At 60.3% G+C, this 12302-nt stretch carries 10 protein-coding genes; 9 read left to right on the top strand and 1 reads right to left on the bottom strand.

All coding sequences use genetic code 11. The features are described from left to right. The first annotated feature begins 53 nt into the window (after positions 1 to 53). The 9 genes from hfq to HB633_RS12265 all read left to right on the top strand — a co-directional run bounded on the left by hfq (position 54) and on the right by HB633_RS12265 (position 9848). Positions 54 to 290 (top strand): RNA chaperone Hfq, encoded by a 237-nt coding sequence (gene hfq, locus HB633_RS12305; protein WP_031356421.1) that lies wholly within the window; start codon positions 54 to 56, stop codon positions 288 to 290. Between the two features lie 29 nt (positions 291 to 319). Further along, the gene (hflX, locus tag HB633_RS12300) at positions 320 to 1600 is read left to right on the top strand and encodes a GTPase HflX (RefSeq protein ID WP_061999530.1); all 1281 of its coding nucleotides are present in this window, start codon (positions 320 to 322) and stop codon (positions 1598 to 1600) included. Positions 1601 to 1647: 47 nt separating this feature from the next. Next, positions 1648 to 3117 carry an FtsH protease activity modulator HflK gene (hflK, locus tag HB633_RS12295; RefSeq protein WP_213778638.1) on the top strand — a complete coding sequence of 490 codons (1470 nt, stop codon included), beginning with the start codon at positions 1648 to 1650 and terminating at the stop codon, positions 3115 to 3117. 11 nt (positions 3118 to 3128) lie between these two features. Further along, entirely contained in the window at positions 3129 to 4043 is a 915-nt protein-coding gene (gene hflC / locus HB633_RS12290; RefSeq protein ID WP_213778383.1) for a protease modulator HflC, read from the top strand. 41 nt (positions 4044 to 4084) lie between these two features. Further along, the gene (locus HB633_RS12285) at positions 4085 to 4276 is read left to right on the top strand and encodes a DUF2065 domain-containing protein (RefSeq protein WP_213778382.1); all 192 of its coding nucleotides are present in this window, start codon (positions 4085 to 4087) and stop codon (positions 4274 to 4276) included. 121 nt (positions 4277 to 4397) lie between these two features. Next, positions 4398 to 5549: an ATP phosphoribosyltransferase regulatory subunit gene (locus tag HB633_RS12280; RefSeq protein WP_213778381.1), complete on the top strand. Its 1152-nt coding sequence runs from the start codon at positions 4398 to 4400 to the stop codon at positions 5547 to 5549. Between the two features lie 163 nt (positions 5550 to 5712). Continuing rightward, complete coding sequence (locus HB633_RS12275) at positions 5713 to 7059, top strand: adenylosuccinate synthase (protein ID WP_213778380.1); 1347 nt, start codon at positions 5713 to 5715, stop codon at positions 7057 to 7059. A gap of 90 nt (positions 7060 to 7149) precedes the next feature. Continuing rightward, a complete protein-coding gene (locus tag HB633_RS12270; protein ID WP_213778379.1) occupies positions 7150 to 7710 on the top strand; it encodes a phosphoribosyltransferase in 561 nt (186 codons plus the stop codon). 245 nt (positions 7711 to 7955) lie between these two features. Next, the gene (locus HB633_RS12265; protein WP_213778378.1) at positions 7956 to 9848 is read left to right on the top strand and encodes a potassium transporter Kup; all 1893 of its coding nucleotides are present in this window, start codon (positions 7956 to 7958) and stop codon (positions 9846 to 9848) included. A gap of 83 nt (positions 9849 to 9931) precedes the next feature. Here the strand turns inward: HB633_RS12265 and HB633_RS12260 are convergent, their stop codons facing one another. Beyond that, positions 9932 to 12292 carry a Tex family protein gene (locus HB633_RS12260; protein WP_213778377.1) on the bottom strand — a complete coding sequence of 787 codons (2361 nt, stop codon included), beginning with the start codon at positions 12290 to 12292 and terminating at the stop codon, positions 9932 to 9934. Between the last annotated feature and the right edge of the window lie 10 nt (positions 12293 to 12302).

Genomic DNA, 12302 nt, shown 5'->3' with positions numbered 1-12302 from the left:
TCTTTTTCTTCGTCGCAATCACGTTAACCTGCAAAAATAATACGGAGTTTGCTATGAGCAACAAAGGGCAATTGTTACAAGACCCGTTTTTGAACGCACTGCGAAAAGAGCATGTGCCGGTGTCGATCTATTTGGTCAACGGCATCAAGCTGCAAGGCAATATTGAATCGTTCGACCAGTACGTCGTGTTGCTCCGTAACACCGTGACCCAGATGGTCTACAAGCACGCCATTTCCACGGTCGTGCCAGCGCGTCCGGTGAATTTCCACCCGGATGCTGAAACGCCCTAAACCTCGCAGCGTCCGGTGCAACAGCATGAATGAACTTGCTAATTCACCGGTCGCTTCAAAATGAAAACATCAATTTGATCAACGCAGCGCTTGTGGGTGTCGACTTCGGAAAAATCGATTTCGATGCCAGTCTCGAAGAACTCAGTCTGCTCGCACAAAGTGCGGGTGCCCATCCCGCCGTCACCCTGACCGGTCGCCGTTCCAGCCCTGATGCCAAGATGTTTGTCGGCAGTGGCAAAGTCGAAGAGCTGCGCCTCGCGTGCGTTGCCAACGACGTGGAACTCGTCATCTTCAATCACGCTTTGGCACCCGCGCAGCAGCGGAATCTGGAAACGGCGCTCGAGCGTCGCGTGATCGACAGGACCAGTCTCATCCTCGATATTTTTGCGCAGCGTGCCCGAAGTCACGAAGGCAAGTTGCAGGTCGAACTCGCACAGCTCCAGTATCTGTCCACGCGATTGATTCGCGCGTGGACTCACCTCGAGCGGCAGAAGGGCGGTATCGGCTTGCGCGGACCGGGTGAAACGCAGCTTGAAACCGACCGCCGATTGATTGGCGAGCGGATCAAGGCGCTGAAGGCGCGGCTTGCGAAGCTGCAGCGCCAGCATGGCACGCAGCGCCGGCAGCGTGAGCGCAACCGGACCACGTCTGTGTCGCTCGTCGGTTATACGAACGCGGGCAAGTCCACGTTGTTCAATGCGCTGACAAAAGCGCAGGCGTATGCGGCGGACCAGTTGTTCGCCACGCTCGATACAACCTCGCGCCGCGTGTATCTCGGCGAGGAAGCGGGTCAGGCGGTGGTATCGGACACGGTCGGGTTCATTCGCGACCTGCCTCACCAACTGGTTGCGGCATTCCGTGCGACGCTCGAGGAAACCGTTCAGGCCGACTTGCTGCTGCACGTAGTCGATGCTTCGAGCATGGTGCGGCTCGATCAAATCGAAGAAGTGAACAAGGTGCTGAGCAGTATCGGCGCGGATGGTGTTCCGCAAATTCTCGTATTCAACAAGATCGACGCAGTGCCTGAGCTCGCGGCCCGTAACGATCCGGTTGAAAGGGACGAGTATGGTAATATTTTGCGCGTCTTTTTGAGCGCGCGAACGGGTCAGGGACTCGACGCCCTGCGCGCGGCAATCGCCGAATTTGCGGCCTCCGAACCAAAAGATAACAACGAGTACACGGAACTTCCGGACGGCACAATCGTGCCGGAGTCCATGGATAGCACATCCGACGACGGAACCACGCTACCGGAAGACCACCGGTCAGCCGACGAAAGTGAAGACCGCAAGGTCCCCGAGCACGGGCACTGATCTGTTCCGATTTGCATTGACCCGGCTGTCTAATGGTGAATCACCGAGTGAACGACTACAACGAGCGGAGTACCCGGCAGCTTTCGCATGCCGTCTTTTCGATCAACGACCCGCGCTGGGGGCGGGGCGACGGCAATGGCGACACCAAAAGCCAGGACCCGAAGCGTCCGCAGGAACAAAAGCGTCCGTCGAAAGACAAGGATGGCGAAGGACCGCCGGATCTCGACGAAATGTGGCGCGACTTCAACAAGAAGCTCGCGGGCCTGTTCGGCAAGAAGCCGGCGGGCGGCGGACCGCGTCCTGACAATGGCCGCAGCGCGAAAATCGGGCTGGGAATTGTTGTCGGCGCGCTGATCGCGATCTATCTTGGCAGTGGCGTGTTTGTCGTGCAGGACGGGAACGTGGGCGTTGTGTCGCGCTTTGGCAAGTACGAAGGCCAGGCCGATCAAGGCGTGCATTGGCGCCTGCCGTATCCGTTCGAATCGCACGAGATCGTCAATACGTCGCAGATCCGTTCGGTCGATATCGGCCGCAATAACACGCTTACGCAAGCCAATGTTCGCGATGCATCGCTGCTGACGCACGACGCGGATATCGTCGACGTTCGCTTTGCCGTGCAGTATCAGATCAAGTCGGCGACCGACTATCTGTTCCGCAATCTCGATCCCGAGCAGAACGTGACGGAATCGGCCCAGGCCGCCATCCGCGAGATCGCCGGTACGCACAGCACGGACGAATTGCTCTTCAAGGATCACGAAGCGTTGCGCGCGAAGCTGGTCGATCGGATTCAGGCATCGCTCGATTCATACAAGACCGGGTTGCAGGTGACCGGCGTGACCATTCAAAGCGTGCAGGTTCCGGCGCAGGTTCAACCCGCGTTCGAAGAAGCAGCGAAGGTTCGCCAGGACAACGAACGTGCGGTGGACACCGCCAAGGCCTACTCCGATCAGTTGCTTCCCCGCGCGAAGACGGACGCGGCGCGGATGATCGATGAGGCCAAGGGCTACAGCAACCGGGCCGTTTCTCAAGCGCAAGGCAACGCCGAGCGCTTCAAACAGGTTTATGCAGAATATTCGAAGGCGCCGGCAGTGATTCGTCAACGCATGTATCTGGAAACAATGCAGCAGATCTACTCGCGGGCGACGAAGGTTTTCGTCGACAGCAAGAGTTCGAACAACGTGGTCTATTTGCCGCTCGACAAGCTCGTCGATGCAAACCGTCAGCGTGCAAACGCAGCTGCGCCGGCAAGTGGGGCGTCGGAGGTTCCGGCTGCTTCGGCTGGAACGACGAACCAGCCGGTGGGCGCGGCACCCGCGGCCGTCGGTACGTCGATCACGCAGGATGCGCGCAGCGAAAGTGCGCAGGCCGCGTCGGCAGTGGCGGCGCAATCCGCTTCTGCCAGCACGGCTGCAAGCGCAGCGGCTGCTTCGTCGGCCTCGGCGAAGTCGTCCGGTGGCGACCCATTGCGCTCGCGCGACGCGTTCCGTTCGCGTTCGCGTGAAGACGACACGCAATGAGGAGCGCGATCATGAATCGAATCGTTGCCCTCGTGGTTGCCGTGGTGGTCGTGTTGTTCATCGGCTCGTCCATGATGTTCGTTGTCGACGAACGCCATGCCGGTGTGATCACTGCGCACGGCGGCGGTGAGCCGAAGCTCGTCACGCCCGGACTGCATTTCAAGCTGCCGCCGCCGTTCCAGACGCTTACGCTGATCGACACGCGCACGCTCACCATCGATGAAGCCGGCACCGACCGCTTCAACACGTCGGACAAGAACGAGGTGATCGTGAATACGGTCATCAAGTATCGTGTCGCGGACCCGCTGAAGCTTTTTGTCAGCAACGAGAAGAACACGCAGACTGCGCAGGACCGGCTGGCGGCTCTCACGCGCACGGCGCTGACGTCATCGTTTACGAAGCGTCCGCTTGCCGACGTGCTCGGCGAGCAGCAGGCTATCGGGACGGAAGCGCAGAAATCGATCGAGGCGCCGGCAGCGGCGTTCGGCGTCGAACTCGTGGATGTGCAGCTGACGCGCATTGACTTTCCGGCTGCGGTGGCGGATTCGGTCTACAAGCGCATGATCGCGGCGCGCCAGCAAGCGGCCGCCGAAGAACGCGCGAAGGGCACGGCCGACGCCGACGCCATCAAGGCGAATGCGGACCGTCAGCAAGAAGCGATTCTCGCCGATGCCTACAAGGAAGCGCAGACCATCAAGGGCGAGGGCGATGGCCGCGCTGCATCGATTGCCGCTGATGCGTACGGCGTCGATCCGCAGTTCTACCAGTTCTATCAAAGCCTCGAAGCGTATAAAAAGACGTTCAATGCCGGCGACGTGATGGTCGTCGATCCGAGCAGCGATTTCTTCCGCTTCATGCGCAGCCCGAACGGTGCTGCGCCGAGCGCCCCCGATGCCACCACCCCGGCACTCGCGCGCAAGCGCTGAGTGCCAAGCGCCGCGGTGCGAGCCGCGGCGTCATCTATCGAATGGATATGGCTGCATCGTTACTGCTCGCGATCGCGTTGATGCTGATTATCGAAGGGATGTTTCCGTTCGTCTTCCCCAATTCCTGGCGCGATACGTTCCGCCGGATCAGCCAACGGCCGCCGCACCAGATTCGTATCGGCGGCCTGATCGCGATGGCGCTCGGCGTCATTTTGCTGCTGATTGCGACCTGAATTGCGTCGAAACCGGCCGCGCCGTAGCCATCCATAGATCAAAAGATTATTCTGACCGACCGGCGATGCCACGTTCAATTCGCACCGCCGCGCTCAAAAACGTTCCGTAGGAAACGCCCTGATGTCCACCTGGTTACTCCCCGAGAATATCGCCGATGTCTTGCCGTCCGAGGCGCGCAAGATCGAAGAATTGCGCCGCCGGCTGCTCGACCGCTTTCGTTCGTACGGCTACGAGCTCGTGATGCCGCCGATGCTCGAGTACCTCGAGTCCTTGCTGACAAGCGGGGGGAGCGACCTCAACCTGCGCACGTTCAAGCTTGTCGATCAATTGTCCGGCCGCACGCTCGGTCTGCGTGCGGATATCACGCCGCAGGTGTCGCGTATCGATGCGCATTTGTTGAATCGGCAGGGCGTGACGCGTCTTTGCTACGCGGGCAATGTGCTGCATACGCGTCCACGCGGCTTGCACGCGACGCGCGAACAGATTCAGATCGGTGCGGAAATCTACGGTCATGCGGGACTGGAAGCAGACCTGGAAATCCAGCAATTGATGCTTGATTCGCTGCGTCTGAGCGGCCTGAACAAAGTGCGCCTCGACTTGTGCCACGCGGGCGTTCTGGCCGCGTTGCTCGATCTCGAACCGGCCGCCGCAGCGCTCGGCGAATCGCTTTACGACGCGCTCGGGGCGAAAGACGTGCCGCGCCTGAACGAGCTCACGTCCAAGCTTGGTGATGTCGCCCGCGACGCGTTGCGCGCGTTGCCGTCTTTGTACGGCGATGCATCGGTGCTCGATGAAGCCCGCGCCCGCCTGCCCAATCTGCCGGTAATCTCCCGCGCACTCGATGACCTCGCGTTCCTCGCAGGCCAGGCTCACGGCGCCGAGCTGATGATCGATCTCGCCGATCTTCGCGGCTACGCGTACCACAGCGGCGTGATGTTCTCGGCGTACGTGGACGGCGTGCCGAACGCGGTCGCACGAGGCGGCCGTTATGATGACGTCGGCCAAGCCTACGGCCGCGCGCGTCCGGCAACGGGTTTCTCGCTTGATTTGCGTGAAGTCGCGCGCATTTCTCCAATCGATGCCCGCGGCAGCGCGATCCTCGCGCCCTGGAACCACGACGAACCGCTGCGTGCGGCGGTCGCGCAATTGCGTGATGCCGGCGAAGTGGTGATCCAGGCGTTGCCTGGACACGACCATGACCTCGACGAATTCGCGTTCGATCGCGTACTGGTCGAGCGCGACGGGACATGGGTCGTGGAGGCCCGTTCCTAGTGGCTCCGGGCTTGTCGGAAGCGCTGCTGAAGGCAAACCCCAGACAAGACTTCAGTCCTGTCCGATCGACTTTAGGTCGATATCCGTTCGCAAATACCGGGAAAAACTCGGAACCTTCGGCGAACATAGGTAAAATGCTTTTTTAACCAGCTATCAAATTGACATGTCTGCCAGCGCAGTGAATGTGAACCCGGGGCGCAACGTCGTCGTGGTCGGCACCCAGTGGGGTGATGAAGGCAAGGGCAAGATCGTCGACTGGTTGACGGACCACGCCCAAGGCGTCGTGCGCTTCCAGGGCGGTCATAACGCCGGCCATACGCTGATCATCGGCGGCAAGAAGACCATCCTCCGCCTGATTCCGTCGGGCATCATGCGCGCCGGCACGGCTTGCTATATCGGCAATGGCGTGGTTTTGTCGCCCGAAGCGCTCTTCAAGGAAATTGGCGAGCTGGAAACGGCGGGCATCGACGTCCAGAAACGCCTGTTCATCTCCGAAGCCGCCAACCTGATTCTTCCGTATCACATTGCCATCGACCAGGCGCGCGAAGCACGTCGCGGCGCGGCGAAGATCGGCACGACGGGACGCGGTATCGGCCCGGCGTACGAAGACAAGGTCGGTCGCCGCGGCCTGCGCGTGCAGGATCTGTACGATCGCGAAGTTTTTGCAGAACGCCTGCGCGAAACGCTGGACTTCCATAACTTCGTGCTGACAGGTTATCTCGGCGCTGCAGCGGTGGACTATCAAGAGACGCTCGACACCATGTTCGGCTACGCCGAGCGCCTGGCGCCCATGGTGACGGACGTGTCGCGTCGTCTGTACGACGAGAACCACGCCGGCCGTAATCTTCTGTTTGAAGGCGCGCAAGGCACGCTGCTCGACATCGATCACGGCACGTATCCGTATGTCACTTCGAGCAACTGCGTGGCGGGTGCGGCAACATCGGGCGCAGGCGTGGGTCCGCAAAAGCTGAATTACATCCTCGGCATCACGAAGGCGTATTGCACGCGCGTGGGTGCGGGTCCGTTCCCAAGCGAGCTGTATGACGCCGACAACGTGAATCGTCAGGAGCAAATTGGTCTGACGCTTGCAACCGTCGGCAAGGAATTTGGCTCGGTAACCGGCCGTCCGCGCCGCACTGGCTGGCTCGACGCCGCCGCACTGCGCCGTTCCATCCAGATCAACGGTATCTCGGGCCTGTGCATGACCAAGCTGGACGTGCTGGATGGCCTGGACGAAGTGAAGCTGTGCGTGGGCTACAAGCTCGACGGCAAAAACGTCGACATCCTGCCGCGTGGCGCCTCGGAAGTGGCGCGTTGCGAGCCGGTGTACGAGACGTTTGGCGGCTGGAAGGAAAGCACCATCGGCATCACGCAATGGGACCGCTTGCCGGAAACAGCGCGCAAGTATCTGTCGCGCGTGCAGGAAGTGGCGGGCGTTCCTATCGACATGGTGTCGACGGGTCCGGACCGCGACGAAACCATCCTGTTGCGTCATCCGTTCAAGGTTTGAGACCTTGAGCCTCTAGCAAAGACAAAGTGGCCGCGAATGTGCGGCCACTTTGCATTTTCAACCGCTGTACGTATTTAAAAGAGTTTGACCATGATCGCGATGAAAGACCCGCGTAACGACGACCGCAACCTGTGGGTAGGCTGGGACGAATATCACCGGCTGATTGAACTGCTGGCGCTGTCCGTGCACGACTCAGGCTGGAAGTTCGACAATATCCTGTGCCTCGCACGCGGCGGCTTGCGCGTGGGCGACCAGCTTTCACGCATTTATGATCTCCCACTCGCGATCCTGGCGACGAGTTCGTATCGCGAGGCTGCGGGAACGGAGCAGGGCGCGCTCGATATCGGCCAGTACATCACGATGACGCGCGGCGAGCTTTCCGGCAACGTGCTACTGGTCGACGATCTGGTCGATTCCGGCGTCACGCTCTCGCGGGTTCAGCAGCATTTGAAGGAACGTTATCCGGCGGTGACCGCCGTGCGCTCAGCCGTGCTTTGGTATAAAGGCTGTTCGAAGGTGAAACCTGACTATTTTGTTCAGTTTCTCGAAACCAACCCCTGGATTCATCAGCCGTTCGAAGAGTGGGACACGGTTCGACCGCACAACCTGGGTGCGTGGATCAAGCGGGGACTGCACGACGAACGCAGCTGATTTCTTCCATTTTCCTTTCCGCCGTGCTGCCGCCGCGCCGTTCCAGGCAAATTGCCGTTCGATTGCCTGTTAGCATGTTCGAACGGCATCTTTACGATTATCGCCATGCACCTTAGGGGCTTCGCTGCAATGTCAAATCGCTTTATTGCGCCCGTCGTCGCGGTATCACAACACGGCGGTGGGGCGGCAGGTGCAGCGTTAGAATGGCGTTCGTTTTTTCCGATCAGGACGGCTCCCCCGCGTTTATGACAACAATGACCCACGCGCACGAGCGCAAACAACCACTGCCTGCCCTGGCGCTTGCCGCTATCGGAGTCGTGTTTGGCGACATCGGCACGAGCCCGCTCTACGCGCTGAAAGAGGCGTTCAGCAAGTCGCACGGCATCGAGCTGAACGAAGCGTCCGTCCTCGGGGTCATTTCGCTGCTGTTCTGGGCGATCGTGATCGTCGTGGGGATCAAATACGTGCTGTTCGTGATGCGTGCCGACAACAACGGCGAGGGCGGCGTGCTCGCCCTGATGACGCTGGCGCTGCGCACGCTGAAGGAGTCCGGCCGCGCCACCGGCGTACTGATGATGCTCGGCATCTTCGGGGCCTGCATGTTTTATGGCGATGCTGTGATTACGCCGGCCATGTCGGTGATATCGGCGGTGGAAGGGCTCGAAATCGCCTCGCCGCGGCTGGCAAATTACGTGATTCCAATCACCATCGTCATTCTAATCATGCTGTTCTGGATTCAGCGGCGTGGTACGTCGGTGGTCGGCAAGCTGTTCGGCCCGATCATGCTGGTCTGGTTCGTGACGCTCGCGGTAATGGGCGTGTTTCACATCGTCCAGGCGCCGCGTGTATTGGTTGCACTGAATCCGTATTACGCGTTTTCATTCATGCAGGCGCATGTGTTGCAAGCGTATATCGTGCTGGGTTCGGTCGTGCTGGTGCTGACCGGGGCTGAAGCGCTTTACGCCGACATGGGGCACTTTGGTGCGAGCCCCATTCGATACGGCTGGTACGGCCTCGTCATGCCGTCGCTGTTGCTCAACTACTTCGGGCAGGGCGCGCTTCTGTTGCATACCCCTGAAGCGCGCGAGAGTCCGTTCTTCCTGATGGCGCCCGACTGGGCGTTGCTGCCGCTCGTGATCTTGTCGACGATTGCGACCGTGATTGCATCGCAAGCGGTGATTTCGGGCGCGTATTCGCTCACCAGCCAGGCCATCCAGCTTGGTTACGTACCGCGCATGAAGATCCTGCACACGTCGGATCTGGCTATCGGACAGATTTATATTCCGGTCGTCAACTGGATGCTGCTGTTCATCATCTTGTGCATTGTGATCGGCTTCAAGAGCTCTGAAAATCTCGCGGCTGCATACGGGCTTGCGGTCACCGCGACCATGCTGGTCACGACCATTCTCGCGTCGGTCGTGATGACCAAGCTGTGGGGATGGAACAAGTTCCTGGTGGGCGCGATCATCAGCGTGTTTTTTATTATCGATGTCGGGTTCTTCGGCGCGAGCTTGCTCAAGATCGAGCAGGGCGGCTGGTTGCCGCTGGGTATCGGCGGGGTGTTGTTCTTCCTGCTGATGACGTGGTTCAAGGGACGCATGATCGTCAAGGACCGGACCGCCGCCGATGGTATTCCGCTGATGCCGTTCCTGCAGGGCTTGCTCGCGCATCCGCCGCATCGCGTGTCGGGCACGGCGATCTACCTGACCGGCAGCGATTCGCTCGTGCCGGTGAGCTTGCTGCATAACCTGAAGCACAACAAGGTCTTGCACGAGCGCACCATTTTCCTGAACTTCGCGACGCGCGATGTCCCCTATGTGGACGATGCCACTCGCGTGGAAGTGAAGGATGCGGGCGGTGGTCTGTTCCTCGTTAAGGCGCAATACGGCTTCAACGAAACGCCGGACGTGAAGGCTGTTCTGCTCGAAATCGGGCGGACGCACGACATGACGTTCGAGTTGATGGATACGTCGTTCTTCATGGCGCGCGAGACCGTTGTACCGACACAGTTGCCAGGCATGTCAGTGTGGCGTGAACGCGTGTTCGCATGGATGCATCAGAACGCCGCGAAGCCAACTGACTTCTTCAGTATTCCAGCCAATCGTGTGGTTGAACTTGGAACGAAGATCGAGATTTGAGCGTTGCGTTTGATTGAGTCTTAAAAAAACGGCCCGTCTTTCGACGGGCCGTTTCGTTTTCCACTGCGATGTCGTGTGAAGCTTTATTTCTTCAGCTTCGCAAACGCGGCTGCCATTGCGCTGCTGGCAGCTTCCGGCTCGCGCCGGCCGCCGCCGTTGCCACGTACATCACGTGCGCTGCCACCGCCGCCGCCACTACCACGGCGATCCTGCCCGCCACGTTGCTGTTGCTGCGACGAACTGCCCTCGGGCGCGAAGTCATCGTCAAGACGCATGGTCAGCGCGATCCGCTGGCGCTTCACGTCGGTTTCCAGCACTTTTACCTTTACCACCTGACCGGCCTTCACCACCTCGTGCGGGTCCTTGATGAACTTCGTCGACATCGCTGAAACGTGCACGAGCCCTTCCTGATGCACGCCGATATCGATAAACGCGCCGAACGCCGCTACGTTCGTGACCACGCCTTCCAGGATCATTCCCGGCGTCAGGTCGGAAAGCTTTTCGACGCCTTCGCGGAACGTAGCCGTCTTGAACTCGGGGCGCGGATCGCGGCCGGGTTTTTCCAGCTCGGCCAGGATGTCGCGGATGGTGGGCAGGCCAAAACGCTCATCGACGAAATCCGCTGGCGACAAGCCTGACAAGGCTTCGCGCTTGCCCATCACGTCGGCGGCGTGCTTCTGGATCTTCGCCAGAATCCGTTCAACGACCGGATACGCTTCCGGGTGCACCGACGACCGGTCCAGCGGATTCACGCCATTGTTGATGCGCAAAAATCCGGCGGCTTGTTCGAAGGTTTTATCGCCGAGACGGGGGACTTTTTTCAACTGGTCGCGGGAAGCGAAGGGGCCGTTGGCATCGCGGAAATCGACGATATTTCGCGCCAGCGTCGCATTCAAGCCCGACACGCGTGCAAGCAACGCCACCGACGCCGTGTTCGCGTCCACGCCGACGGCGTTCACACAGTCTTCGACGACAGCATCGAGCGAACGAGCGAGGTCGCGCTGATTCACGTCGTGCTGATATTGGCCAACGCCAATCGCCTTCGGGTCGATCTTCACGAGTTCGGCAAGCGGATCCTGCAAACGCCGCGCGATGGAAACAGCGCCGCGCAAGGTCACGTCAAGATCGGGAAACTCCTTCGATGCCAGTTCGGACGCCGAATAGATCGATGCACCCGCTTCCGACACCACGATCTTCTGCAGCTTCAACTCGGGGTGTTTAGCGATCAACTCGCTCGCGAGTTTGTCCGTTTCGCGCGACGCGGTCCCATTGCCGATGCTGATCAGCTCGGCCTGCGTCTGCGCGGCGATGCGCGCAAGCTTGGCAAGCGAGCCGTCCCAATCGCGCCGCGGCTCGTGCGGATAGATCACATCGGTTGCGAGCAGCTTGCCGGTGCGATCCACCACGGCGACCTTTACGCCTGTGCGCATGCCCGGATCGAGTCCGATAACCGCTTTCGGGCCTGCCGGCGCCGCCAGCAAAAGATCCTTCAGATTGCGCGCAAACACGCGAATCGCTTCGCCTTCGGCTTCTTCCCGCAGGTTCGTCAGCAAGTCGTTTTCGATATTCGGCTGCACTTTCACGCGCCAGCACCAGCGGCAGACGTCGGCGAGCCATTTATCGGCAGGACGGCCTTGATTGGCAATACCAACGTGGTTCGCGATCAGCGTCTCGCCAGGATGCGGCACCTGGGCATCGAGTTCTCCACCCAGGCCCAGCTTCACGGACAGAACGCCGGCGTTGCGGCCGCGGAACAGCGCCAGCGCCCGATGCGACGGCACCGTGCGGATAGTTTCCGAGTAGTCGTAGTAATCGCGGAATTTCTCGCCTTCCTCGGTTTCCTTGCCTTCGACCACAGTCGAGATCACGCTGCCCTGCTTGAACAGATATTCGCGGACCTTGCCGAGGATTTCCGCGGTTTCGCCGAACTGTTCGGAAAGAATGTCGCGGGCGCCGTCGAGCGCGGCTTTCGTGTCGGCGACGCCTTTTTCTGCGTCTACATAACGCGCGGCTTCGGTTTGCGGATCGAGTTTCGGATCGGCGAGGAGGGCGTCTGCAAGCGGCTGCAGGCCGGCTTCGCGGGCGATCATCGCGCGGGTGCGGCGCTTCGGTTTGTACGGGAGGTACAGGTCTTCGAGCACCTGCTTGCTGTCGGCGCCTTCGACGGCCGCGCGCAGTTCGGGCGTGAGCTTGCCTTGTTCGTCGATGCTCTGGACAATCGCCGCGCGCCGGTCTTCGAGTTCGCGAAGGTAGACGAGGCGTTCCTCGAGATTGCGCAATTGCGTATCGTCGAGATTGCCTGTCACTTCCTTTCGATAACGGGCGATGAACGGAACAGTCGAGCCTTCATCGAGAAGTTGCACGGTGGCGGCGACCTGGCGCGGCTGCACGCTCAACTCGGTGGCGATGCGCTGGACAATCTTGAGTGCTACGGTTTCCGTCATGGGTGTCTGC

It is taken from the genome of Caballeronia sp. dw_276 (assembly GCF_018449635.1).
GTDB lineage: Bacteria > Pseudomonadota > Gammaproteobacteria > Burkholderiales > Burkholderiaceae > Caballeronia.
The sequence above is the reverse complement of the archived record's forward strand: the minus strand, read 5'-3'. Positions and strand labels throughout refer to the sequence as shown.